This is a genomic window from Haloferax sp. Atlit-4N, from assembly GCF_003383025.1.
Lineage (GTDB): Archaea > Halobacteriota > Halobacteria > Halobacteriales > Haloferacaceae > Haloferax > Haloferax gibbonsii.
In genome coordinates this window covers 1,646,604-1,671,097 of sequence record NZ_PSYY01000001.1, presented here as the reverse complement: position 1 = coordinate 1,671,097, position 24,494 = coordinate 1,646,604, and the positions used below count along the sequence as shown (strand labels likewise).

Sequence of the window (24,494 nt, the reverse complement as noted above, 5' to 3'; positions counted from 1 at the left end):
ACGGTGGCCGTATCGTCCGCCTCCGCCAGTCGTTTAGTGTCGCACCGTCAACGGAGGGTCGATGGACGACAGTATCCTCGACGCTATCGGGTCGCCGCTGGTCCGCGTCGACTCCCCCGAGGGGTCGACAATCGCGGCGAAGATAGAGTCGAAGAACCCGGGCGGGTCGGCGAAGGACCGCCCCGCGCTGGCGATGGTCGAGGCGGCCGAGGAGGCGGGCGACATCTCGCCGGGCGACCACCTCGTCGAACCCACGTCCGGGAACACCGGTATCGGACTCGCGGTCGTCGCGGCGGCGAAGGGCTACGACCTGACTATCGTCATGCCGGACTCGATGTCGCCCGAGCGCCGCGAAATCATGCGCGCCTACGGGGCGACCATCGAACTCGTCGAGGGGGATATCTCCGCCGCGAAAGACCGCGCGGACGAACTCGAAGCCGAGGGCATGTACCAACTCCGGCAGTTCGAGAACCCCGCGAACCCGGAGGCGCACTACCGGACGACCGCCGAGGAGATTCTCGAACAGGTGGGCGACCGCCGCATCGACGCCCTCGTCGCCGGTATCGGCACCGGCGGCACGATTTCGGGCAACGGCCGCCGCCTCGTCGAGGAGTTCCCCTCGATGCGCGTCGTCGGCGTCGAACCCGCCGAGAGCGCCGTCCTCTCGGGCCACGAGGTCGGCAACAACGACTTCCAGGGGATGGGGCCGGGCTTCGTCAGCCCCAACCTCGACACCGACCTCATCGACGACGTGGAAATCGTCGAACTCGCGGACGCCGAGGCCGAGTGTCGTCGCCTCGCCCGCGAGGAAGGCATCCTCGTCGGGCAATCGTCGGGCGCGTCGCTCCTCGCGGCCAAGCGCGTCGCCGAGCGACTCGCCGACCCCGACGCGGACGAGGAAGACCGACCGCTCGTTGTGACGGTTTTCTGGGACTCCGGCGAGCGCTACATGTCCACCGGGATGTTCGACGCCGAGGAATAGCGGTCTCTCGACGGCCGGCTCTCACCGACCGAACTCGTCTTCCGCGACTCTGACGACGAGCGTTCGCTCCACGTCTCTGAGGTCGTAGTCGGGGACCGAGCCGTCGACGCGCGTCACGTACATCGGCTCGACGAGGCGGCCGTCTTCGACGCCGTAGATGGCGAGGTGGTCGCCGGTGTCTTCCGGCTGGACCGCCCCGTCTCGAATCTGTCGGGCGAGGTCGCGAGAGAGCCACTCGTCGGGCGAGACGGAGGGCTCGCGGACCAGCGAGAAGTCGGCGAAACGGACGAGATACCAGTTGAGGTCGTTGAGAAGCGAGACGGCCGCGCCGAGGCTCACCGTGTCGACCGAAAGCGAGTTGTCGAACGGTTCTGCGATGTCGTAGGTCGAAAGCGCCGCGCGGGCGGTGTCGCGCGACAGCAGTTCGTACTGGAGGTGGACGTCCTCCGCGCCGACGATACAGACCTGCGTCACGTCGAGAGGGAGGGTCCGGACTCGGTAAAGCGGTTCCGGTACTCAGGCGGTCGATTCCCACTCGGCGGCGCAGGACTCGTCGCAGAAGACGACGCGCTCGCGTTCGAGGGTTATCTTACCGGGCTTATCGATGTCCCGCTCGAGGAGGACCTGGTAGTGGGCTTCGCTCATGTCGACGCGGGCGCGGCAGGCCGCGCACCGCTCGACGGTGTCGCTCCAGTCGGTCCGCGACGCCCGGTGGCTGACGCGCCACTCGGGGCCGGGGCGGCCGTGACCGGGATGCGATGTTTTCGACATGAGAGAACCCTAGCGCTCACGGTAAATAAAGCCATTTTTGTGCAATTTTTCATTCGAAACGAATCTAAACGTTTGAAGAATCGTGACTATGTTGGTCGTTTGCACGGTTCGTATGTGCGTCGGTACCGCACCTCGGTGGGCCTGACGACGGACCGCGCTTCGGGCCTCTCGCCGGCGGCTTCCACCTCGCGCTCTCGCGCTCAGTCGCCGTCGGGGGACACGACGACGCGTTCGCGGGCGGCCTCGACCGCGAGGTCGAACAGGTCGTCGGGTTCCGCGGCCTCGACGGCCGACAGCGAGGCGTTCGTCTCGGGGAAACTCGGTGCGACGCGCTCGCAACCGACCGGGAGCGTCGAGTCGTCGTAGGTGCCGAGGTCGCGGGCGGCCGCGACGATATCGGTCTTGTCGCGGGTCAAAAGCGGGCGGTGGACGGGGTAGTCGACCGCGGCCTCGGTGACGGCGAGGTTCTCGCCGGTCTGACTCGACTTCTGGCCGAGCGATTCCCCGGTCACGACGGAGTGGGCGTGCTCGTCGGTGGCGACCTCGGCGGCGATGGCGAGCATCGCGCGCCGAAGCGAGAGCATCCGGGTGTCCTCGACGCTCTCCATCAGTCGCTCGACCACGTCGCCGGCGGGGACGACGTGGACCCGCATGTCCGCGTTCGGGGCGCGGCGGGCGATGGTCCGCACGGTCTCGATGGCTCGCGCGCGGTGGTCCGCACCGCCGTAGTCGCCCAGGTCGACGTAGACGGGGACGATTTCGCAGCCCCGGCGCATCAGCTCCCACGTCGCCACCGGCGAGTCGATGCCGCCGGAGACGAGCGAGACGGCTCGGCCCTGCGTCCCGAGCGGGAGTCCGCCGGGCCCGTCGAACCGCCGCACGGAGAGATAGGCCGTCTCCTCGCGGCACTCGATTCGGTAGGTTCGGTCGGGGTCGTCGAGGTCGACGGGCGCGCCGGTCGCGTCGACGACGGCGCTCCCGGCCTCGCGTTCGAGGTCGGAACTGGTGAACCCGTGTTGGTCGGCGTCGCCGACGCGGTCGGCGTCGACGGCGAAACTCGCCCCGTCGGGGTGGTCGGACGCGAGGGTTCGGCAGGTCGCGACGATGTCGTCGAGGACGGGGTCGCAGGCGACGCAGGGGCGCGCCCAGACGACGCCCGGCACCTCGGCGCAGGCGGCCGCGACGGCGTCGGCGTCGGCCGCGTCGCGGACGAGCAGGCGGGACCACTCCCGCTCGACGCGGCCCGGAAGCGAGCGGTCGTCGAGGACCGCCTGGAGGTTCGTCCGCAGTCTGGCCTCCATCTTCGCCCGGACGCTCGAACTCTTCGTGCCCACCTCGCCGTAGCCGACGAGGACGACGTGCGCCGTCTGATTCACGGTCGACGTTCTCTGCGGGAACCCTTCAGCGTCTCGTTTCGCGGGGCGTCCGCGCCCGACTCGACGCGATTCCCCCGTCGCTATTAGTGTTATATATCTGTAAATAGTACAATTTACTGAACTGTAGACAGACGGCGAAACAATATAAACCACTTAATAGATTTCACCCCGTTTCCCTCTCGTACAACCGCCGACCGCCCCGCGGCCGCTCTCGACGAACAACTGCCGCCACCTCGATGCCCACTCGATGCCAATGACCGACGAGTCGCCAGCCGATATCGACCTCGCAGCCCCGCAGTACTATCTCAACCGCGAGCTGAGCGAACTGGAGTTCCAGTCCCGCGTGCTCAACGAAGCGCTCGACGACCGGAACCCGCTTCTCGAACGGGTCCGCTTTCTGTCCATCTTCACGAAGAACTTAGACGAGTTCTTCATGAAGCGCGTCGGCGGGCTGAAACAGCAGATTGAGGCCGGCGTGACGGAGCGGACGACCGACGGTCGGACGCCCCGCGAGCAGTGGGAGGAAGCCATCGACAGGGCCCGCCCCATGTTCGAGCGACAGGCGGCGTGCTACCGCGAGGAGATTCGCCCGGCGCTCGCCGACGCGGGAATCCGCATCTGCGACTACGACGAGCTGACGCCCGACCAGCGGACGGAGATGCGCGACTACTTCGAACTCTCGGTGCTGCCGACGCTCACGCCGCTGTCGTTCGACCCGGCGCACCCGTTCCCGTTCATCTCGAACCTCTCGCTGTCGCTCGCGGTCATCACGCGGGACGACGACGGCGACCAGACGTTCACCCGCGTGAAGATTCCGCAGAACCGCCCGCGGCTCGTCGAGGTCGAGACCGACGGCGACGAGGTCCGCTACGTCCTCCTTGAGGAGGTCATCCGCGCCAACCTCGACCTCCTGTTCCCGAACGTCGAGGTCGTCGACACCGCGGTGTTCAAGCTGACCCGGAACGCCGAAGTTCGCCGGAACGAGGAGGTCGCGGAGGACCTCATCGACATGATAGAGGAGGTGCTCGAACAGCGCCGCTTCGCCACCGTCGTCCGCCTCGAAATCGAGGCCGACGCGCCCGAGGCGGCGCGGGACCTCCTCGTCGAGCAGTTGGACCTCGCCGACCGCGAGGTGTTCGAACTCCGCGGACCGCTCGACTACCGCGAGCTGATGGACCTCACGGACCTCGACCGGCCGGACCTCTCGCTGGAGTCGTGGACGCCGCAGCCGCACCCGCGGTTTTCGGACCTCGACGCGACCGACGCGGGCATCGGCTCGGGCGCGTCTCCCCCCGAGACAGCCGCCGAGGACGGCGACACCATCTTCGACGAGATTCGCCGTAAGGACGTGCTGTTGCACCACCCGTACCACTCGTTCGGCGACACCGTCCAGGAGTTCCTCGACGAGGCCGCCAACGACCCCAACGTGCTGGCCATCAAGGCCGCCATCTACCGGACGGCGTCGGACTCGAAAATCATCGAGGCGCTCATCGACGCCGCCGACAACGGCAAGCAGGTCGCGGCGATGGTCGAACTCAAAGCGCGGTTCGACGAGCAGAACAACCTCGAATGGGTCCGCCGCCTCGAAGAGGAAGGCATCCACGTCGCCTACGGCACCATCGGGCTGAAGACGCACACGAAGACCGCGCTCGTCGTCCGCGAGGAGGAAGACGGCGTCCGCCTCTACTCCCACGTCGCCACGGGGAACTACCACTCCGGGACCGCGAAGGGCTACGTCGACCTCGGCGTCCTCACCGCCGACCGCGACATCGGGCAGGACCTCGTGAAGGTGTTCAACTTCTTCACCGGCCCCTCGCTGGACGAGGAGTTCCGGAAGCTCCTCATCGCGCCCGTGACGATGCGAAACGAGTTCACGAAGTGCATCCGCCGGGAGGCCGAACACGCCCGCGCCGGCCGCGACGCCCGCATCGTCGCCAAGATGAACGCGCTCGAAGACCCCGGTATCGTCGAGGAACTGTACGAGGCCTCGATGGCCGGCGTCGACATCGACCTGCTCGTCCGCGACATCTGTCGGCTCCGCCCCGGTCTGGAGGGCGTCTCGGAGACCGTCACGGTCCGGAGCGTCGTCGACCGCTTCCTCGAACACTCCCGCATCTTCTACTTCGAGAACGCGGGCGACCCCGACTACTACATCGGCTCCGCGGACTGGATGACCCGCAACCTCGACAAGCGCGTCGAGGCCGTCGCGCCCGTCGAGGACACCGACATCCGTGAACAGTTGCGGTTCATCCTCGAACTCGGTTTCGCGGACAACCGGAAGGCGTGGGAGATGAACGCCGACGGCACCTACGACCAGCGCGCGCCGGGCGACGACCACGAGATTAGCATGCAGCGAATCCTGATGGAACAGACCCTCGCGGCGTCGAACACGCCCGGCGTCCACCGCGGTATCTCGGCGTCACACCCCGACGTGCCCGAGACGCTCCTCGTGGAGTCCGACCCGTCCGTGATGTCCCCCAGAGACGGCGCGGCGACTGCGGATGCGGACGAGGGCGAGGATAAGGCCGAAGCCGGGGACGAGAGCGACATCGAAGCCGTCGCCGGCGCCGCCACCGAATCTGCCGCCGAATCTGCCGCCGAACCCACCGTTGAGGCGGGCACGGGCGCGCCGAAGAACGGCGACCCACAGCATATCCTCGACGACTTCCCCGAGAAGTGGTACGTGCCGAGCAGTCGGCACTACGAGTACGCGGTTCGGACGCCGGACGGCGACCGCGACTACCGGAAGACGGCCGAGGCGGCCGCGCGGCTGGTCGAGAAGTACTACGGCGAGGAATAATCGCACCGCCCTCGCGGGCGAAGCGGTGTTCTGTTTTCGCGGCCCTGCGAGTCGCGCCGATTAGAACGTGCTGAGTTCGCCTTCGATGGTCCGACGGGTGATGTCGGTCACGTTCGCGAGTTCGCGGTCGACGATGGCGACGACCTCGTCTTCGATGTCGGCGACGGTGACGCCCTCGTCCGTGATGACTTTCGCGTCGGCGACGTGCGGCTCGTCGATGGGGCGACCGATCTGCGAGAGCAGGCGGACCTGCAGGTCGCGGATGCCGTCGACCTCGGCGACGACCGTCTCGGCGATGTGGGTCGAAAGCAGGTTGTAAATCTTCCCGATGTGGTTGACGGGGTTCTTGCCGGAGGTCGCCTCCATACTCATCGGGCGGTTCGGCGTGATGAGGCCGTTGGCGCGGTTGCCGCGGCCGACGGAGCCGTCGTCGCCCTGCTCGGCGGACGTGCCGGTCGTGGTGAGGTAGATGGAGCCCTCCTCGTAGTCGTCGGCGGTGTTGACCTCGACGTTGACCTCGCGGTCGGTGTAGTCGGTGGCGAGGTCGGAGACGAACTCGCGGACGTCGTCGACGGCGGCGACGTAGTCGTCGATGTCCTCGATGTGTTTGTCGACCATGGCGGCGGCGACGGTCACGTCGATGACGTCGCCCTCGCGCTTGCCCATGAGCTTGATGTCCTGTCCGAGTTCGGGGTGGTCGTCGCCGTAGGCCGCGCCGTTGAGGGCGCGCTCGGCTTCGAGGACGATTTGTTCCGTCTCGGTCAGGGGGGCGTGGCCGACGCCGAAGCTCGTGTCGTTCGCCATCGGGACCTGCTGGGTCTCCTCGCCGAACACGTCCTGGAGGTCGCCGGAGCCCTCGCCGAGCTTCACGTCGACGATGATGTCCGTGCCCACGTCGAGCCCGGGGATGTTCTCGTTGAGGTACTCGCGGGCGGCCCGGAGCGCCGTCGAATCCACGGGAATCTTCTCGCCGTCGTACTCCTTCGTGGCGCGGCCGACGATGAGGAGATAGATGGGTTCGATGACCTCGCCGCCGCCGAAGGCGGGCGCGGCCGTGCCGGCGACGAGCTGGGTCTCGTCGGTGTTGTAGTGAAGCACCTTGCCGACGCGGTCGAGATAGAGGTTCGAGAGGGCGCGGGAGACGCTCTCGGCGATACCGTCGGAGATGGAGTCAGGGTGCCCGATGCCCTTTCGCTCGACGATTTCGACCTCCTGGTCCTCGACCGCGCGCTTGTCGGCGGATTCGAGGCGGATATTTCGGTCGCTCATTGGCGGGACGTACCCGGCGGGCGGTTCTATAACTTGCGGAAACCTTTGGCCACACTCGTATTACCTGAGAGTATGCTCGGGCAGTATCTGCCGAGAGAACGGACGCCTGCGGGAGCCGACGACCCGACTACTCCTCGGGCGCGCCCAGCAGCATCCCGAGGTAGGAGGTCCGAATCTGGTCGTCGGGGTCGAGACCGAGGTCGCGGAGGACGGCGAACGCCCCCTCGCGGGCGTCGTCGACGCCGGACTCGACCTCGACTTCGACCTCCACGAACTCGCCGAGTCCCGCCACCGAATCGAGCGAGACGGTGTAGCCGTCGAGGGCGAACCGCTCGCGGTCCTTCTCGACGGTCGCGGCGGAGTCGAAACCGACGGCCTCGCAGATGGCGTCCATCGTCTCGCCGTCCTCGACGCCCGTCTCGTACTCCCGGCGGGTCTTCGACGACTCGTCGACGAGCGGTCCCTTGTAGGTGACGACGGTCTCCTCGTCGGCGAGGTCGCCGCCCTCGTAGCGCGACTCGCGCCGGAGTCGAAGCGCCTCGTCGGTCTCGGCGAAGTCCCTGTGCGGGGCGTCGTAGTAGGTGTCCGTCTGGGCGACGCGGTTGACCTGCTCGGCTTCGGTCGCGTCGAGTCGCTCCCGAACCGCGTCGTGGTCCGCGCGCACCTTGACCTCGACTTCGTACATGCTTCGACCGGCGCGTCCGGGGGGCAAAAACCTCGGTGACTCGCGCCGGCGACCCCTCAGTATCGAGGTATTTGTTACCCTTTATCATGCAAGACCGCGTAGTACGACGGGAGTATGAGCCAAGAGACGCCGAACCCGGCCACCGCAGTAGAACAGCGCGTCGGCGAGGCCGCCGACTACGAAATCACGGGTCGCGTCATCCTCACCGCGATGGCGAGCGGGTTCGTCGGGACGGTGTTGATGCTCCCCGTCCTCGTCGGCATCCCCGAACTCCTCGGCCTCTTCACGACCGGGCCGATTACGCGATTCGCCGGGATGGCGGCGTTCTTCGGCTACGAACCGACGCTCGCCCTCGGTGCGTTCCTCTTCGGCATCGGCGGGGTCATCGTCCTCCCGGTGACGTTCGTCGTCGTCGGGGCGTTCCTCCCGCCGGAGTCGCCGGAGTACCTCCGCGGCGTGTCGTTCGCGACGCTCTACTGGGTCGGGTTCGTGCCGGCGTTCTGGCCGCAGGCCGACGCGTTCGTCATCCTCTCGTTCCTCGTGTTCTCGCTTCTGGCCCACTGGGTGTACGGCCTCTCGCTCGGCTACCTGCTCGACCTGTTCGCGGGCATCCCGCAACACGAGGTCTGACCGGGCGTCGCCGGCGGTCGGGCTCTCCGTCGTCCACCGTCGCCCGCGACCCCGACCGCCGTCCGTTCTGTTCTCTTCTTTCGCCGAGCGACCGGAAACGTCCGTTCGAGGCCGGTCACCACCGACTTCTCCGAAACAATAATCATCACGAACGTTAATTATACTATTTGGGTGGTGTTATCAATGGTCACGGAACTCGTACCGGCGGCCGCGTTCCCGCTCCAGTCGGGGTTGGTCCCGCGAGGGACGCGCACGTTCGTCTTCGAAAGCATCTTCGAGGTGTTCCTGCTCTTGGGGACGCTCGTCGGGGTCGTCGTCGTGGGGTACATGCTCTACAACGCGTACAAGTATCGCTCCGGCTCCGGAAACGGTCACATCGACGACGAGGACCGCCTCGTCCTCGGGGAACTCCCGTCGGGGAGCGGCGGCGGGCGAAAGCTGTTCACTTCGTTTTTCATGAGCATGATAATCGTCGTCTCGCTGGTCTCGTGGACGTACCTGACGCTCCTGTACGTCGAGGAGGGCCCCTCCGACGCCGAGTCGCTCGACGTCGAGGTCGAGGGCTACCAGTTCGGCTGGCGCTTTACCTATCCGAACGGCCATACCACCGACGGCGTGCTCCGGGTCCCCGCTGACCGGCCCGTCCAGCTGACGATTACCACCGCGGACGTGTTCCACAACTTCGGCATCACGGAGTTACGCGTCAAGTCCGACGCCATCCCCGGCCAGGAGACCGAGACGTGGTTCACCGCCGACGAGCCCGGGACCTACACCGCCCAGTGTTACGAACTCTGCGGGGCGGGCCACTCCTACATGTCCGCCGAGGTCATCGTGATGCCGCCCGACGAGTACGAGGCGTGGTACGCGAACACGACCGCGGATAACGCGACCGCGAGCGAGTCGAGCGCCGATGAATCGGTCGCCGCGAAATCGAGTCTCCGACCGGCGGTGGTCCCATGACCGACGCGTCTCCCGGAGGGGACGCCGCGGCCGACGGGGGCCACGAGGTCGCCCGCGGCGGCGACGACCACGGCCACGACTTCCCCGGCACGGGGAGCATCAAGCGCTGGTTCGTCACGACGAACCACAAGGACGTCGGCATCCTCTACATCGTCACGTCGCTTTTCTTCCTCGTGCTCGGCGGCGTCCTCGCGTGGCTGATGCGCATCCAACTGCTCGCCCCGCGGGCGCTCGGCGAGGGGATTCTCGCGCCCGTCGCGTACAACCAGGCCGTCTCGGCCCACGGGCTGTTGATGGTGTTCTGGTTCCTCTCGCCGTTCGCGTTCGGCTTCGCCAACTACGTCGTCCCGCTCCAACTCGGCGCGAAGGACCTCGCGTTCCCGCGGCTCAACGCGCTGTCGTACTGGCTCTACCTCTTTTCTGGCATCCTGTTCGGCGTCTCGTTCTTCCAAGGGGGGACGTTCTCCGGCGGGTGGACGATGTACGCCCCGCTGAACGTCCCGACGTTCACGCCGGACGTGGGGGCGTCGACGGCCGTGTTGGCGCTCGTGTTGTTCGTCGCCTCGGTCACCGTCTCGTCGGTCAACTTCCTGACGACGATGCACCGAATGCGCGCCGAGGGGCTGACGCTCCGGAACGTCCCGCTGTTTAGCTGGACGATTCTCCTGACGGCGTGGATGATGCTGTTCGCCTTCGCGGCGCTTCTGGCGGCGCTCTTGGTGCTCTCGTCGGACCGCCTGCTCGGGACGACCTACTTCGCCATGGAGTCGCCGGCGGGGGCGCTCCTGTGGACGCACCTGTTTTGGTTCTTCGGCCACCCCGAGGTGTACATCGTCTTCTTCCCGGCGCTCGGCGTCATGGCGGAGGTGTTCCAGACGTTCACCGGCCGCCGCATCGTCGGCCGCAAGTGGTTCATCCTCGCGATGGTGCTCGTCGCCATCCAGAGCTTCGCCGTCTGGATGCACCACATGTTCCTGACGAGCATCAACCTGCAGGTGAAGACCCTGTTCATGATTACCACCATCGGAATCTCCCTGCCGTTCGACCTGATGGTGTTCGCGCTCATCTACACGATGCTGAAGGGGAAGATACGCTTCACGACGCCGTTCCTGTTCGTCTTCGGGGCGCTCCTGTTGTTCATCATCGGCGGCATCACCGGCGTCTTCCTCGGCGCGGTCGTCCTCGACTACGAGTTCCGCGGCACCTACTGGGTCGTCGCCCACTTCCACTACGTGATGGTCGGCGGGGTGACGGCCCTCGTCGGCGGCCTCTACTACTGGTTCCCGAAGATGACCGGCCGGATGTACGACGAGTTCCTCGGCAAACTCCACTTCGCCGTCTACTTCGTCGGCTTCAACCTGCTGTACTTCCCGCTTTTCGTCGCGTGGGAGACGCCCCGCCGCGTGTTCGACTACGCGCCCGAACTCGCGCCGTGGCACCAGCTCGCCACCGTCGGCGGGTTCGTCCTCGGGCTGTCGTTCCTCATCATGTTCTACAACCTGTTCAAGAGCGCCTTCGTCGGCGACCCCGCGCCCGACAACCCGTGGGAGTACGCGACCACGGCCGAGTGGGCCGTCTCGTCGCCGCCGCCGCTTGAGAACTTCGACGGGACGCCGACCTACCGCGACGGCCACCTCGAATTCATCGACGACGGCGAGGTCGCGCCGAGCGAGGAGCGTTCCGGCGGGCCGACCGGTGCGGCCGTCTCCGACGGCGGCGTCACCGCGTCGGCGACGAGAGCGGTCACGGCGGACGCGGAACTGCCGACCGCCGAAGCGACCGAAGTCGAGGGACCGAGTCACGCGAGCATCTGGCCGTTCGTCCTCTCGGCCGGCGCGTTCCTCGTCCTCCTCGGCCTCTCGCCGCTCCAAGACGCCGCGTTCCCCGAGGGGATGGTCGGGGCCGCCTACGCGACCACGGCGGTCGCGGGCGGCGTCGTCACCCTCGGGTCGCTCGTCGCCATGGGGCTCGAACCGTTCCACGGCCCGGTCTTCGAGGAGGGCGAGGCGTGGCCCTTCGCCGGCATCGACAACGGCAAGGTCGGGATGTGGATATTCCTCGCGTCCGACGTGGTGCTGTTCGGCGGCTTCCTCGGGGCCTACGTGTTCACCCGGGTCGCCTTCGGCTGGACTGGCTGGGAGCCGATTCCGTCGGACCCGATTCCCGGGCTCGTGAACACCTACATCCTGCTCACGAGCAGTTTCACGGTCGTGCTCGCGCTCGTCGCGGCCGAGAAGAAACATAAGTGGGGGCTCGTGACGAGCCTCGGGGCCACGTTCGTCCTCGGCATCGGCTTCCTCGTCAACAAGGGGCTGGAGTGGCAGCACCTGTTCCACGAGGGGCTGTGGCTCTCGACGAACGTCCGCGCCTCGACGTTCTTCCTCACGACGGGCCTCCACGCCGCTCACGTCATCGCGGGGCTCGTCGTCGCACTGTACCTGACCGCGCGTGCCTGGCGGGGCGCGTACCTCGAAGACAGCCGCTCGGTGGAGTACTTCGGCCTCTACTGGCACTTCGTCGACATCGTCTGGCTGTTCCTGTTCCCGCTGTTCTACATCCTGTGAGGTGACAGAAATGGTATCAACGAAACTCTATACGGCGATTTACGCGGTGTTGTTCGTCTCGGCGACCGTCCAGGTGCTGGTCGAGTTCGCCGGGCTGAGTTACTGGCTGGCCTTCGGCGTCATCATGGTCCTGTCGGCCGCGAAGGCGGTGCTGGTCGCGGCGTACTTCCAGCACCTCCGGTTCGAGCCGCGCTCGCTGACGTATCTGGTCGGCATCGGCCTCGTGGCCGCGCTGGCGCTCACGCTCGCGGCGTCGTACTCGCTCCTGTGACCGTGCGAGCCGACTCCCATTCCCGCTGGCGCTCCCGCGAAACCCTCACCGCGGTCGGCTACGCCCTCCTGTTTTCGGTCCCCGTCGGCGTCGGCGTGACCGTCATGATGACCCGCGTCGCGCCCGGGAGACTCACCGACCCGCTTGTCGTCGGCCCCGGTCTCGTGATCGCGGTGGCAGTCTTCGCGCTCGTCGTCGCCGCCGCGACGACCGGCGAGAACGCGGCCTGACTGGGCGCTATTCGTCTCTTTCTGTGGCTCTGTCGAACTCGTTAGAAGCTGATAGAACTGTGTGATACAGGCAGGGAACGCATTTACTATTGAAGTCAGTAATTGACATATGAACGAGAGCCGTCATTTCGGCTTAGAGAATCCGTGGGTATTCGTCTTCACGAACGTTGTTGTCTGGGTAGTAGTCGTTAGCTCCATCCAAACGGTTCTCTTCGGCGGTGGGTTGACTGGTGCTGTCATCGAGGGAACTGCAGGTGGCTTGGCTTGTGGAATTGCGATGTTCTATCTCAAGAAGAACGACTGGTTCTAACACAGTCAATAAATCCGCGCCCTCTATTCAGCACGACCGCAGAAAACTATCCGTAACTGAGGGCTTCGACAGAATCTCTTTTTCCTCCTCCGCACTCGCACGTACCTTCTTTGACTTTGCCGTGGTAACACTACGCATGAATCGGACTACCGTCGCACTCGCGGCCGCCTTCGGAGCCGTCGTCCTCGGACTCGCGGTCCTCCTCGTCTCGGAGGCGGTCGGCGCAAGCGAATCGTTCGTCGTGGTCGGCGGCGTCGTCGCGCTGGCCGGCGTCGGCGTCCTCACCGGCGTCGTGATGCGCCTGCCCGACCCCGCCGAAGGTGAACACGGCGGGGACAGCGGTCACGCCTGAACTCTCCGGCCCCGTCACAGGCTGAACCCGACGACCGCGAGCAGGAACAGCGCCGTGAAGACCACTCCGAGCGCGCCAGCGACCTTCAGGTGATAGACGAACAGCTCTTCGTCCTCTGCCTCGACCGCGGCCTCGTACGCCGCGGCTTCGCCGTCACTCAGTCCCTCGTGCGCGTCGCCGACGTGGAGGTCTCGGAGTCGCTCCCGCCGGAACGGGCGGTCGCAGTAGGGACACGTCGCCGCCGCGGTCTCGCCGTCGGGGACGACGGTCTCGGGGACGACGGCCGATTTCTCGCGGTTCACCCTGCGACACCCCCGACCGTCGGCTGGGCGACGACCCAGAGGCTCGCCATCGTGTAGCCGACCGTGACGGCGACGAAGGGGTACTCGCTCCGGAGCGGTTGCAGGCGACCCGGAAAGAGGTCGAACGCGCGGGCGTGGGCGACCCACACCGAAAGCAGGTGACCGAGGACGACGAACGCCAACTGGAGGCCGCCGAACCACGCCGGAACGACCAGCACCGAGGGGTTCGCGGGCGGCGACAGCGGCGAGGCCGCGACCGCGACCAGCGCGGGCGCGAGGCCGACGACGTAGCCGAGGAAGTGCGCGAGGTGGTAGCCGGCGGCGATGGGGACCAACGCGGGCGCGAACCAACCGGCGACGAAGCCGACGGTCACGTACGTGTCGGCGGTTCCGCGGGCGACTCGCGCCGCCAGCCGGTAGCCGCCGAGGAAGACGAGAAAGCCGGCGACGATTCCGACGAGGTTCGCGAGCCACGCGGGAACCGGAGCCGCGGCGTCGAGGACGCGACCCCACGCGACGGTGACGACGAGGCCGTCGAACGTCGTCACCCAGAGGAGCGCGACGACAAAGGCCACGTCGTCGGCTCCCAGTCGCTCGCGGGCGCGCGCCAGTCCCGCGCCGGGAACCGAAACCGAGAGGCCGCCGTCTTCGCCCCGCTGGACCGGAGCGAGCAGGCCGTACAGCCGGAACACCCGAGCGACGGGGTCGGCGCGGCGGAACCACGCGTCGCCGTAGACGACCGCGCCGCCGACAGTAAGCAGGCTGTACGCGACGACCACGGCCGCGAGCGCCCGCGGGTCCGCCGCGAGCGGGCTGACGACCTCCAGCCAGACGAGTCCGAGCAGGCCGACGACGCTCGGCCACGACCCGAGCCGGTCGGGGTACGACCGTGACAGCCCCAACGTCTCCCTGAACCGACCTCGAAGCGCCGCGCCGAGCGTCCGCCACGGGTTCACGAGCGGCCACGCGTTCCCGACGAGGTAGGTGACCATCGTGAATCCGGCCCACCAGCCGACCCAGACGAGCAGGACGCCGAGGTTGGCGATGCCGACGGGCGGTCCGAACAGCCCGAAGGCGACGACGAGGACGAGCGCGGCGACGCCGAGTAGTTTGAGTGCGACCGCCGCGGTTGCGACGGCCCCGGCGAGTCCTCCGATTCGGACGCCGACCCGCTCGAAGGCGTCGAGCGTCTCGTCGTCGGTGACGAACGCCGACAGCAGGAAGGAGACGCAGACGACGCCGCCGCCGGAGACGACGACGAGCCAGAACGGGGCCGGAACCGAGCGGAGCGACCCGGCCAGCGAGCCGGCGTGCGCGAGCGCCGGAGCCGAACAGATGAGCGACGCGACTGCCAGCGCGACTGTCCAGACGGCACCGCGTCGAACCGCAACGCCGACCGCGGAGCCGTCGCGCTCGCTCATCGTCGCGCCCGCTCCGCAAGCGACGGTCCGAACGCGAGTAGGGCCGCGGCGACGACGAACACCAGCGTCGAGATGTCGACCGAAAGCGCCCGGAGTGCGCTCACGACGCCGGTGCCGCCGGCCGCGCCCGCGACCAGACCGCCGACGAGCGGGAAGGTACAGCCGACACACGAGACGAGCCCGAGCGCCCCCGAGAGCGCGCTCTTCGCCGCGTCGAGGACCGCGGCGTAGACGAGGTACGCGAGCGCGAGGTAGCCGGCGACGCGGTACGGGACGAACATCGCGGAGACGACTTCGCCGGCGTAGCCGACCCGCGGACCCCACCCCGGCGCGGCGAGCGAGAACTGCCAGCCGGTCGGGTGCCGCGCGGTCGCGACGTGTCCGTGGCTCCCGCCGAGGAGCGCAGCGAAGTCAACGGACACCAACCCGGCCAGCGACGCGAGGGTCACGAAGTACGCGACGGCGACTCCCCCGGCGGCGAGTCGCGCTCGGCCGCTCGCTCGCGGCGGGTCGGTCCAGAGAACGGCCGCCGCGCCGACGGTTATCCAGACGAACGGGTAGAACAGGTACCGGAGGCTCTCGACGCGCTCCGGCGCGGCGTAGAGGTACGCCCCGACGGCGAGCGCCTCGACCCAGCAGAGCGCCGCGAGCCACCACAACCGCGGCGCGTGTCGCGGGTCGAGTCGCCCCGCGTACGAGGTCGCCATCTCAGAGGAGGCCCACCAACCTGAGGGCGACGCCGACGACGAACAGCAGGCCGAGGACCCACGAACCGAGGAGCGCCGCCTGCGACCGCGCCAGCCCGTGCCCCCGCGCGGCGTGGTACGTCCCGTAGAAGAGGTACGCGACGACGACCCCGAGCGTCCCGGCGACGAGCGCCGGTCCGGCGACGTTCGTCACGCTCTCGGGGATGGCGCTCCCGCCGACGAACAGCACCGCCATCGCGCCGAAGCCGAGCGCCGCGAGGACGAAGACGAGCGACAGCACCGTCGGGTCGTCGGCCCAGCGACGCGAGTCGCTTCCGCTTCCGCTCCCGCTCCCCGCCGAACCCCCGCCGGTCGGAGTCGGAACGCTCGTGACGGAGTAGTGTCGCCAGCCGCGGCCGGTCAGAAACACGGTGAGCGCCAGCAGTACGACGCCGAGGACGAACCCGAGGAACAAGCCAGTCTGTGCCATGTGAACACGCCTCGTTTTCTATAACTATTGACAATGATATAAGCGATTCGACCCCACAGCGGCCCTCGGGGTCGAGTTCCCGGGCGTCGGCCGCCTCGAACGCGTCGCGGCGGCGAAACGTGATTCTTAAGGGTCGCACGAGTCACGTAGCGTGTATGAGCGACGAACAGCAGGCGGAGGCCGAGCAGGTCGATGAAGAGGTCGAGTCCGGTATTCAGGACGGCGACTTCGTCCGCCTCGCGTACACGGTGCGAACGATCGAGGACGGCGACGTCGTCGACACGACGGACAAAGAAGTGGCCGAAGAGGCCGAGATCGACGTCGAGGGCTACGAGTTCGAGCCCCGCGTCGTCATCGTCGGTGCCGGCCACGTCTTCCCCGAGGTCGACGAGGCACTCATCGGCGCCGAGGCCGGCGACGAGGGGACCGTCGAGATTCCGGCGGTCGACGCCTTCGGCGAGTACGACGAGGACGACGTGCGCACGGTCAGCGCCAACAAGATCGACGAGGACGACCGCTACCCCGGTGCGCAGGTCACCATCGACGGCGAGCAGGGCCGTCTGGAGACCATCATCGGCGGTCGCGCCCGCGTCAACTTCAACCACCCCCTCGCCGGCGAGGACCTCGAATACGAGTACGAAGTGCTCGAACTCGTCGACGACCGCGAGGAGCAGGCCTCCGGCCTCCTCGGCATGTACCTCCAGCAGGCCCCCGAAGTCTGGATTCAGACGGACGAGGTCGAAGAGGAGCAGGTCGTCGAGTCCGACGACGACGAGGATGAGGACGCCGAGCCCGAGACGGAGACCGTCACCGTCGAGAAGGACACGCTCTACATCGAGGCGACGCCCCAGATGACGATGAACCAGCAGTGGATGTTCTCCAAGCAGCAGATCGCGCAGGACATCATGCAGCGGCTGGACATCGACCGCGTCATCGTCCAGGAGACCATCGAGGGCGGCATGGGCGGCATGGGCGGCCTCGGCGGTATGATGGGCGGCGCGGGCGGCGCCGACATCGAAGAGGCCATCGAGGACGTCGACATCGACGCCGACGAACTCGCCGCGGAACTCGACGCCGACGAAGAGTAAGCGAGTCCGCCGCCCTCGCCGTCTCGGCGAATCGGCGGCTTCTTGATACTCGCCTTCCGACCGCCTCGTAGCTATGGCTTCGTCAGACGACGACGCGACGGCCGAGTTCCGCGACCTCACAGACGTGAAAGTCGCACTCGTCGCCGGGCTCTGTACCGTCGCATTGACGCTCTCGCTCAAGTACGGCGCCGGAATCGAGGTGCCGTTCATCTACCGTCTCTCCCCGCTCGCACCGTACTTCGCCTACGTCTTCTCCCGCGGCGCGGCGCTGTCCGCCCGGACGTGGATGGCGCTCATCGCGGCCGTCACGCTCGGCACGTTCGGGTTCTTCGCGCTCTGAGCGGCGACTCGGCCTCGCTCAGGCGATGTCGCGGCTGGTGTCGACGGTGACGCGCTCCGCCAGCCGAAGCTTGATGGTCTCGTCGAGTGCGCGGCCCCCGCGGAACTTGGGGACTGCGAGGCGGTTGACGATTTCCGAGCCGTCTATCTTCGTGTCGAGGTCGAACACCACGTCGGCCATGTGTTCGGTCAGGTCGCGGTTGTCCGGGACTGACTCGCCTTTCAGCCCGTGGAGGACGGTCAGCCCGCGGGTGTTGACCATGTGCGTCTGCAGGTCGTTGAGGAACTTCCGGTAGCGAGCGCCCTCGCTTCGTTCGAGCACGTCCACCACGTCGATGACGAGGTTCGCGCCCTCCGGGAGGTCGCGGACCAGACTGCTCGCCGTGTCGAGCGGCGCGTCGCCGCCCACGTCGCGCACGGTGGGGTTTCCGGTCGGACCGGGGTTCCGTTCGAGCGCGTCGGTGACGGCCTCGGCCGAGCGAATCGTCGTCAGCCACAGCGTCCCCCGCGTGGTCGTCAGTTCGTGTAAGAACAGTTCGGACTGGCTGGCCGGGTCGGCGGCGAGGAGGACGATGCTCCCCGCGGGAATGCCCCCGCCGAGTTGGCGGTCGAGCACGTCGATTCCCGTCGCCAGTCGAGACATACCCCAGTGTAAGGAAGTCGCTCATATTACTTCTTCCCCGGTATCCTGTCGGCGATTCGACGGTACGCGGCCCGAACTGTCGGACGGGTGAGAACTGGCGACGACTCCTCCGGAACGGTCCCGAGCACCGGCGCGCCCACGAGGTCGGACACCGCCTCGGGAGCCATTCGTGACCGCGAGACGACACATCCGACGACGGGGGTGCCGAGCGCCCGCGCCATCGCGGCCGTCTTGGCGGCGTCGCGGAGCGCCGGCGCGCACAGCGGCGACACGACGACCACGGCGTCGGCGACGCGGAGCGGGACGGCGGCATCGGGCCCAGCGCCCGCGGGGCAGTCGACGACCGCGCGACGTTCGTCGTCCGCGGCGGTACGAAGCCACCGCTCGAAGGCGTCGTCGTCGGTTCCGGCGGGTGCCGGGAGCACGGAAACGGTCGAGTCGGTCGGGTGCGACCGAACCGAGGGCTCGCACACCGATTTGCCCGAGACGGCGTCCACTCGGCGCTCCACGCCGGCCATCGCGTGGAGGTTCGGCATGTCCCTGTCGGCGTCGACGGCGAGCACCGGGCCGTCGAGCGCGCTCGCCAGTCCGAGGGTCGTGGTGGTCTTGCCGCTGCCGCCCTTACCGCCCGCGATTGCCAACATAGCCGGGGCTGGCCCCGGCTTGGTACTTGAACCTGCGGCGAAAACGGGCCGCGTCGAGTTGGCCTCAGTCGTTACAGCAGCCGCCGGCCTCGCCGCCGAAGTCGACCGCGAGCGGCTCCGAGATGGCCTCGTTAATCTTCTCCAACTCGCCGACGAGTTCGGCCTGCGCGAGGAGGTACTCCTCCATCACGGGCTCGGAGTGGAGCTCTTCTTGGGCCGCTTGGACCTTTCGGAGCCCCTCTTGGGTCGCTTCGCCCATCTGTCGGGCCACGTTGAACTCCTCGCGGAGCTGGTTGAACTCCGTGATGAGTTCCTGCACGTCGTCGTCGGCTTCGACGGCGGCCTTCGCCTCCTCGTAGGCTTCGTACTTCGGATGGTCGGCGATGGCCTCGCCGAGTTCGCGCCCGAGTTCTTCGAGCCGCGTCGTCTGCGTGCTCATAGCCGCGCGTTGGGGTGCGAGCGGTTTCAACCTGCCGAACAGGGAAGGAGAGGGGGCGAGCGGTCGCCCCTGTGGAGGGCTCAGACGTGGGACTCGACGAACGCGACCACGTCCTGCAGTTCGTCCGGGCTGACGCCGTGGGGCGCGCCGTAGAGGTTCGCGGTCACGTCCGCGCCGAGTTCGCGGAGGCGGTCGGCCGCGCGTTCGACCCGCGAGGACGGGATGATTTGGTCCATCGACCCGCCACCGACGAACACCGGCTTGCCGGCGATGCCCTCGGGTTCGAGGTCGGCGTGGGAGTCCGCGAGATACCCGTGGAGCGCGACGACCCACGCGTAGTCGTCGGGGTCGTCGAGGAGGAGCGAGAGGCTGGTAATCGCGCCCTGGCTGAACCCGAGGAGGCCGATTCGGTCGGGGTCGATGTCGTACGCCTCGACCGCCCCGGCGATAGCCTCGCGGACGAGGTTCCGCGAGCGTTCGAACTGCTCGGCGTGGGGCTGGCTCTGGTGGAGGCCGCCCTCCGAGAGGTCGAGTTCGTACCACGTGTAGCCGCCCTGCAGGCGGTCGGGCGCGCGGAGGCTCACGACGTGGACGTGGTCGGGGAACTCCTGTGCGATAGACAGGAGGTCCTGTTCGTTCGAGCCGCGGCCGTGGAGCAGGACGACGGCGGGAGCCGGCCCGTCGCCCGGTTCCGACGGTTCGACGTGGACGTGTTCGAGAGGGATATCGGACATGGACGGCGGTAGGCCGCGGCGAGTCTTGAATCCCCGAGTGACAACGGGGTAACCGGGTGACGCCGCCGTCGACGCCGCGGTTCGCTTCGGCGTGCGTGCGGGTGTGTGACGCTCATTCGTGGGGAAGCGCGGTGGTTAAACGGCTCCGTCCGCAACGATGGGGCAATGAGTCAGGACGCCACCTCGGAGGGAGACCTTCGAAACACCGGGATGTCGCTCAAGCACGACCGGGAGTGGGACTACGAACTCGAACAGATCGTCGAAGCCATCGAGGAGCGCGACGCCAAGCGCGTCGGCCTCCAGTTCCCCGAGGGACTGAAGCGCCGCGGCCCGGCGGTCGCCGACGACCTCCGACAGCTCTGCGACGACGACGTGACGTTCATGCTCTCCGGCCAGCCGTGCTACGGCGCGTGCGACCTCGACACCTACCTCATGCGGCGGACCGACGTGTTCGTCCACTTCGGCCACTCGCCGATGAAGGAGTCGGACAAAATCATCTACGTCCCGCTGTTCTCCAACGTCGACCCCTTCCCCATCATGGAGGACGCGCTCGACGACATCGAGGGCGACGAGGTCGGTCTCGTCACCACCGCCCAGCACATGAACCGCTTCGAGGACATGTGCGACTGGCTCGAAGAGCGCGGTTACACCGTTCAGACCCGCAAGGGCGACGACCGCCTCACCTACGAGGGACAGGTCCTCGGCTGCAACTACGCCTCCGCGGACATCCCGGCGGACGACGTGCTCTACGTCGGCGGCGGCAAGTTCCACCCGCTCGGCCTCGCGATGGAACACCCCGACAAGAACGTCGTCATCGCCGACCCCGTCAACAACGTCGTCACCATCGCCGACACGCGGAAGTTCATGAAACAGCGCTACGCCTCGGTCCACAAGGCGATGGACGCCGAGAAGTGGGGCGTCATCTTCTGTACGAAAATCGGCCAGGGTCGCATGGAAATCGCCGAGAAGATTCTGGAGGACAACGAGAACGCCTACCTCATCACGATGGACGAGGTGACGCCCGACAGGCTCCGGAACTTCGACATGGACGCGTTCGTCAACACCGGCTGTCCGCGCATCACGACCGACGACGGCCCGCGCTTCCACAAGCCGATGCTCACGCCGCAGGAGTACCGCATCGCCGTCGGCGACGAACCCCTCGACTCCCTGCAGTTCGACACGTTCCACGGCACCTGGTAGCCCGAGACTCCCGGTGAGCGCCCCGCCCCGGCGCGTGGCTCTCGCGACGCCGCCGAGGGGAGCGTCCTGTTTCGACTCTTCCGCCTCGCTTCGGACGTATCCGATTTCCTGACAGTCCATCCAGAATACCTATACGGGTCGCCATTCGACGGACACGTATGGTCCCTCCACGAACACGAACCGCCCTCCTGAGCCTGCTCGGCGTCCTCGCGCTCGCGGGAACCGCCGCCGCGCAGAACCTCGAATCCGCACAGCAGCTTTCGCCGGTGTTCCGCGCCGGCGGGAGCTTCCTCATCGACCTCGTCGTCGGCGGCATCCTCGTCGCCGCGGCCCCGGCGTACACCAGAGACGCCATCGCCGAGATTCGGGACGACCCCGGCGGGTCGTTCCTCTGGGGTCTCGGCGTCGGCATCGGCGGCCTCATCGTCCTCGTCCTCCTCGCAATCACCATCATCGGCCTCCTCGTGGCGATTCCGGGGTTCCTCGCGTTCATTCTCCTCAGTATCGTCGGGAGCGCGCTCGCAACCGTTCTCCTCGGGTCGCTCGTGACCGGCGTCGCCTCCGGCGGGCCGCCCTCGCTGGGCGTCTCGCTCGTCGTCGGCGCGCTCGTCGCGGCGGTCCTGTCGCTCGTCCCCATCATCGGCGGCGTCATCCTGTTCGTCGTCGACACGCTCGGGCTCGGCGTCATCGGACGCAACCTCTACCGCTCGTGGTCCTGACCCCGCGCCGACGCTTCTGACAGGCGACTCTCAGGAGCCACCACAACATTCAGGGTACCGGTAGCGAATGGGTCAGACAGATGCCGACGACCCACCTCTCCGTCCTCGGACTCGACGTGCAGCGGGTCGTCACCCCGCTCGAAGCAGGCGACGTCGATGCCGACCGGGTTCGTCTGGTCCGCGACGAGGCCGACCCCGAGCAGGGTCGCGACCCGGACGACTGCGCACCCGGCGCGCCGCGAGCGAGCGCACACGCCGCGAAAGCCGTCAGCGAACGGCTCGCCGGTCGGGGAACGCTCGACGAGGCACGGCTCCCCTTCACCGGCTCTTTCGAGGAGCTGTACGCCGCGACGACCGACCTGCTCCGCGAGGCGGCCGCGGACGGCGACGTACGGGTGAACCTCGCCGGCGCGCCCCCGCAGGTCGCCGCCGCCTTCTACGCCGCGCGAACCGCCCTCGTCGACGGCGGCGAACTCGACCGCGGGACCGTCTCGCTTCTGACCGTCCCCGCGACCGACCGTCCCGACCTCGCCGCCATCGACGACCTCCGGACCCTCGTTTCCGACGTCGAGGCCGCGTCCGACGCGTTCGCCGAGTTCCGCCGCGTCGCCGACGGCCCCGCGGCCGCCGCCGTCGCCCGACAGCTCCGAATCGCCCTGTCGGACCTGCGAGACGCGCTCGCCGAGGCCAGCGGCGAATCTCGGTCACGTCCGAACTCCCGCGCCGGCCGAACCGCGGGCGCTCGCGGGGCGCGCTCCAACGGTGACTCGCCGCTCGGCGCGATGAGTTCCTACGTCGGGCGCGCCCGCGAGCAGCTCGCGGACCTCGTCGAGTCCGAGGCACCCCGCCCGGACCCCGAGGACACGCGCGACCCGAACGCGGTGCTCGATGCGCTCGACGCGTGGCTCGACGACGAGAGCCGCCTACTCGCGTCGGTCGAGGAGAACCCCGGCGAACTGGTCGCCCGCTTCCGAACGAGCTGTGAGGCGCGCTTCGGGAAGTTCGAAGACCGGGCGACCATCGAGCTGTTCGAGTCGCTCGACCGCTTCGAGGCGCACCTCGACGCCTATCTGGACGCCCGGGCGCAGCTCTCGGCCGCCGCCGGCCCGGTCGCCGAGCGGACGACGGACCTCACCGAACGGGCCGCCGAGGCCGCGACGAGCCTCTCGGAGCTCGACGAGGCGGGCCACGCGACGGGCGAGTCACCTCTCGAACTCGACGGCCACGCGCTCTCGCCGCTGGGCGACCTCGAAGCCACGATTCTGTCCGTCCTCGCCGGCGGCCCGCCGCGCTCCCGCCAGCGGACGCGTCGCGCGGTCGCCGCCGAACTCCGCGAGCGCGCCGAACACCACGGCATCGTCGCCGGCGCGCGCGACGAGGAGACGTGGTCGGCCTTCGATTCGTTCTGCGTGGGCGTCGCTCGCGATAGCGTGACCGGCGACCGATTCGAAAAGCGGCTCTCGAACGCGCTCGCCCCGCGCCTCGACGTGGCCGTCGAGGGACTCACCGCGAACGGGTTCGTCACGACGCGCGAGCGGGAACGCGGCCGCGACGCGCTCGAACCCACGGACGCGGGTCGGCTCTGGACGTCGACGACCGACTGGGAGTCGTTCCGAGAGACCGTCGTCGACGACCTGCTCCGCGACTGCGTCGAACGCGACGAGGGCGTCGCGGACGCGTAGCGCGGCACGGTCCGATTCTCAGACCGCGTCCTCGATGAACGACACGGCATCCTCCGGCGAGTCGCACGGTTCGAACCCGTCGAGCGAGCCGACCTGCTGGGTTCTGAGCCCGGCCGCGGGGCGGTCGAAGACGTTGGCGTAGCCGATTTCCGAGAGGGTTCCGCCGCCGCCGTCGATGGCGATGACGGCGTCGCCGTTCATGGCGACGAGCGCGTTTCTCGCGTGGCCGAGACCGGTCGCGACGGCGATATCGACGTAGGGGTTCGCCTCGTCGCGGTCCTCTCCCGGGAGGACGCCGATGGTCGTGCCGCCGGCGTCTTTTGCGCCGCGGCAAGCTGCCTCCATGACGCCGCCGAGACCGCCGCAGACGACCGTGTGGCCGCGCTGAGCGAGCAGGCGGCCCACGTCTTCGGCGATAGTTTCGACCGGGTCGGGGACGACGCTGCCGCCGACGACGCTCACGCGCACGGCGAACCCTCCGCTCCGCGCTCTGCGGTGTCCGCTCGGCGCTCGCCGTGGTGACTGATTGCTGCGGGCATGGAGTATCGGACCGCGTCGAAGAAGATAAGTGCGGGGCCGCGTCGGTGTTCGGTCGCGTCAGAACTCGTCTGTTCGCCGTGCGTCGTCGTCCAGCGGGGAAACCGCTTCCCACGCACCGCACGCGCGCATCGTCCGAGCCATCGACGAGAAATCCGCCGTTTGTTTGTGAGTCCTTGACATGGTAATTGATGCCATGTGTGCCTACACTAAATATCTTGTCGGGGTACTACCTTATACACCACATACACCACCCGATTCTATTGCGTTCTACGGTATTTTCTCGTATCGTACGGAAATCGTCCGAATTCTCGGACGCGCCACCGACGAGTGTCGCCCGCGGCGGCGACTGTCGCGACGGGTCGAACGC

Annotated in this window: 28 protein-coding genes; 14 read left to right on the top strand and 14 right to left on the bottom strand. The window is 67.8% G+C overall.

The genetic code is table 11. From position 1 onward, the window contains the following. The first annotated feature begins 61 nt into the window (after positions 1–61). Positions 62–982 (top strand): PLP-dependent cysteine synthase family protein, encoded by a 921-nt coding sequence (locus tag C5C07_RS08695; protein WP_115804893.1) that lies wholly within the window; start codon positions 62–64, stop codon positions 980–982. A 21-nt stretch (positions 983–1,003) separates the two neighbouring features. Here C5C07_RS08695 and C5C07_RS08690 read toward each other — a convergent pair whose 3' ends face one another. From C5C07_RS08690 to thiI, 3 genes are all read right to left on the bottom strand, one after another. Then, positions 1,004–1,456, bottom strand: coding sequence for a DUF5804 family protein (locus C5C07_RS08690; RefSeq protein WP_004976670.1), 453 nt, complete (start codon positions 1,454–1,456; stop codon positions 1,004–1,006). A gap of 42 nt (positions 1,457–1,498) precedes the next feature. After that, positions 1,499–1,753 (bottom strand): hypothetical protein, encoded by a 255-nt coding sequence (locus C5C07_RS08685; RefSeq protein ID WP_004976672.1) that lies wholly within the window; start codon positions 1,751–1,753, stop codon positions 1,499–1,501. Between the two features lie 200 nt (positions 1,754–1,953). Continuing rightward, positions 1,954–3,129, bottom strand: a complete 1,176-nt coding sequence (thiI, locus tag C5C07_RS08680; RefSeq protein WP_115804892.1) for a tRNA uracil 4-sulfurtransferase ThiI — start codon at positions 3,127–3,129, stop codon at positions 1,954–1,956. Between the two features lie 253 nt (positions 3,130–3,382). Here thiI and ppk1 point away from each other — a divergent pair, with 253 nt between their 5' ends. Next, on the top strand, positions 3,383–5,929 hold the full coding sequence (gene ppk1 / locus C5C07_RS08675; protein ID WP_115804891.1) for a polyphosphate kinase 1: 2,547 nt from the start codon (positions 3,383–3,385) through the stop codon (positions 5,927–5,929). Between the two features lie 60 nt (positions 5,930–5,989). Here the strand turns inward: ppk1 and C5C07_RS08670 are convergent, their stop codons facing one another. Then, positions 5,990–7,198, bottom strand: coding sequence for a methionine adenosyltransferase (locus C5C07_RS08670; protein WP_050459138.1), 1,209 nt, complete (start codon positions 7,196–7,198; stop codon positions 5,990–5,992). Between the two features lie 127 nt (positions 7,199–7,325). Continuing rightward, entirely contained in the window at positions 7,326–7,883 is a 558-nt protein-coding gene (gene cyaB, locus C5C07_RS08665) for a class IV adenylate cyclase (protein ID WP_004976687.1), read from the bottom strand. Between the two features lie 114 nt (positions 7,884–7,997). Between cyaB and C5C07_RS08660 the strand changes: the two genes are divergently transcribed. The 7 genes from C5C07_RS08660 to C5C07_RS08630 all read left to right on the top strand — a co-directional run bounded on the left by C5C07_RS08660 (position 7,998) and on the right by C5C07_RS08630 (position 13,200). Beyond that, positions 7,998–8,513, top strand: a complete 516-nt coding sequence (locus C5C07_RS08660) for a DUF6789 family protein (RefSeq protein ID WP_004976689.1) — start codon at positions 7,998–8,000, stop codon at positions 8,511–8,513. Positions 8,514–8,696: 183 nt separating this feature from the next. After that, complete coding sequence (coxB, locus tag C5C07_RS08655; RefSeq protein WP_004976692.1) at positions 8,697–9,473, top strand: cytochrome c oxidase subunit II; 777 nt, start codon at positions 8,697–8,699, stop codon at positions 9,471–9,473. Further along, positions 9,470–12,037 carry a cbb3-type cytochrome c oxidase subunit I gene (locus tag C5C07_RS08650; RefSeq protein WP_050459135.1) on the top strand — a complete coding sequence of 856 codons (2,568 nt, stop codon included), beginning with the start codon at positions 9,470–9,472 and terminating at the stop codon, positions 12,035–12,037. Before coxB ends, C5C07_RS08650 begins: the two co-directional genes overlap by 4 nt. 10 nt (positions 12,038–12,047) lie before the next feature. Further along, entirely contained in the window at positions 12,048–12,308 is a 261-nt protein-coding gene (locus tag C5C07_RS08645) for a cytochrome C oxidase subunit IV family protein (protein ID WP_004976702.1), read from the top strand. Next, positions 12,305–12,538 (top strand): hypothetical protein, encoded by a 234-nt coding sequence (locus C5C07_RS08640; RefSeq protein ID WP_115804890.1) that lies wholly within the window; start codon positions 12,305–12,307, stop codon positions 12,536–12,538. The genes C5C07_RS08645 and C5C07_RS08640 overlap by 4 nt, the downstream gene beginning before the upstream one ends. Before the next feature lie 109 nt (positions 12,539–12,647). Further along, a complete protein-coding gene (locus C5C07_RS08635; RefSeq protein ID WP_115804889.1) occupies positions 12,648–12,848 on the top strand; it encodes a hypothetical protein in 201 nt (66 codons plus the stop codon). Between the two features lie 136 nt (positions 12,849–12,984). Beyond that, positions 12,985–13,200, top strand: a complete 216-nt coding sequence (locus C5C07_RS08630; protein WP_115804888.1) for a hypothetical protein — start codon at positions 12,985–12,987, stop codon at positions 13,198–13,200. Between the two features lie 14 nt (positions 13,201–13,214). Here C5C07_RS08630 and C5C07_RS08625 read toward each other — a convergent pair whose 3' ends face one another. Genes C5C07_RS08625 through C5C07_RS08610 form a run of 4 tightly spaced genes read right to left on the bottom strand, consistent with a single transcriptional unit; the run spans position 13,215 to position 16,099 of the window. Further along, positions 13,215–13,502 carry a hypothetical protein gene (locus C5C07_RS08625; protein WP_050459133.1) on the bottom strand — a complete coding sequence of 96 codons (288 nt, stop codon included), beginning with the start codon at positions 13,500–13,502 and terminating at the stop codon, positions 13,215–13,217. Next, entirely contained in the window at positions 13,499–14,923 is a 1,425-nt protein-coding gene (locus C5C07_RS08620; protein WP_115804887.1) for a hypothetical protein, read from the bottom strand. The genes C5C07_RS08625 and C5C07_RS08620 overlap by 4 nt, the downstream gene beginning before the upstream one ends. Further along, positions 14,920–15,630 (bottom strand): hypothetical protein, encoded by a 711-nt coding sequence (locus C5C07_RS08615; RefSeq protein WP_115804886.1) that lies wholly within the window; start codon positions 15,628–15,630, stop codon positions 14,920–14,922. The genes C5C07_RS08620 and C5C07_RS08615 overlap by 4 nt, the downstream gene beginning before the upstream one ends. Before the next feature lies 1 nt (position 15,631). Continuing rightward, complete coding sequence (locus tag C5C07_RS08610; RefSeq protein WP_115804885.1) at positions 15,632–16,099, bottom strand: hypothetical protein; 468 nt, start codon at positions 16,097–16,099, stop codon at positions 15,632–15,634. Positions 16,100–16,254: 155 nt separating this feature from the next. Between C5C07_RS08610 and C5C07_RS08605 the strand changes: the two genes are divergently transcribed. Together C5C07_RS08605 and C5C07_RS08600 are read left to right on the top strand one after the other, a co-directional pair. Further along, positions 16,255–17,187: a peptidylprolyl isomerase gene (locus C5C07_RS08605; protein ID WP_004976719.1), complete on the top strand. Its 933-nt coding sequence runs from the start codon at positions 16,255–16,257 to the stop codon at positions 17,185–17,187. A gap of 73 nt (positions 17,188–17,260) precedes the next feature. Continuing rightward, positions 17,261–17,527, top strand: a complete 267-nt coding sequence (locus C5C07_RS08600; protein WP_004976721.1) for a hypothetical protein — start codon at positions 17,261–17,263, stop codon at positions 17,525–17,527. An 18-nt stretch (positions 17,528–17,545) separates the two neighbouring features. Here the strand turns inward: C5C07_RS08600 and C5C07_RS08595 are convergent, their stop codons facing one another. From C5C07_RS08595 to C5C07_RS08580, 4 genes are all read right to left on the bottom strand, one after another. Beyond that, a complete protein-coding gene (locus tag C5C07_RS08595; RefSeq protein WP_004976723.1) occupies positions 17,546–18,169 on the bottom strand; it encodes a hypothetical protein in 624 nt (207 codons plus the stop codon). Between the two features lie 26 nt (positions 18,170–18,195). Next, a complete protein-coding gene (locus C5C07_RS08590) occupies positions 18,196–18,813 on the bottom strand; it encodes a division plane positioning ATPase MipZ (RefSeq protein ID WP_050459128.1) in 618 nt (205 codons plus the stop codon). Positions 18,814–18,877: 64 nt separating this feature from the next. Then, complete coding sequence (locus tag C5C07_RS08585) at positions 18,878–19,252, bottom strand: YlbF family regulator (RefSeq protein ID WP_004976728.1); 375 nt, start codon at positions 19,250–19,252, stop codon at positions 18,878–18,880. A gap of 80 nt (positions 19,253–19,332) precedes the next feature. Further along, positions 19,333–19,986, bottom strand: a complete 654-nt coding sequence (locus C5C07_RS08580; protein ID WP_004976730.1) for an alpha/beta hydrolase — start codon at positions 19,984–19,986, stop codon at positions 19,333–19,335. Positions 19,987–20,151: 165 nt separating this feature from the next. Here C5C07_RS08580 and dph2 point away from each other — a divergent pair, with 165 nt between their 5' ends. The 3 genes from dph2 to C5C07_RS08565 all read left to right on the top strand — a co-directional run bounded on the left by dph2 (position 20,152) and on the right by C5C07_RS08565 (position 23,587). Continuing rightward, positions 20,152–21,186: a diphthamide biosynthesis enzyme Dph2 gene (gene dph2 / locus C5C07_RS08575; protein WP_050459127.1), complete on the top strand. Its 1,035-nt coding sequence runs from the start codon at positions 20,152–20,154 to the stop codon at positions 21,184–21,186. 158 nt (positions 21,187–21,344) lie between these two features. After that, positions 21,345–21,905, top strand: a complete 561-nt coding sequence (locus tag C5C07_RS08570) for a hypothetical protein (protein WP_004976733.1) — start codon at positions 21,345–21,347, stop codon at positions 21,903–21,905. Positions 21,906–21,985: 80 nt separating this feature from the next. Continuing rightward, positions 21,986–23,587 carry a hypothetical protein gene (locus C5C07_RS08565; protein WP_050459125.1) on the top strand — a complete coding sequence of 534 codons (1,602 nt, stop codon included), beginning with the start codon at positions 21,986–21,988 and terminating at the stop codon, positions 23,585–23,587. Between the two features lie 18 nt (positions 23,588–23,605). On the opposite strand, the gene C5C07_RS08560 is transcribed toward C5C07_RS08565, so the two are convergent. Beyond that, positions 23,606–24,055, bottom strand: a complete 450-nt coding sequence (locus C5C07_RS08560) for a TIGR00725 family protein (RefSeq protein WP_050459124.1) — start codon at positions 24,053–24,055, stop codon at positions 23,606–23,608. Positions 24,056–24,494 lie beyond the last annotated feature (439 nt).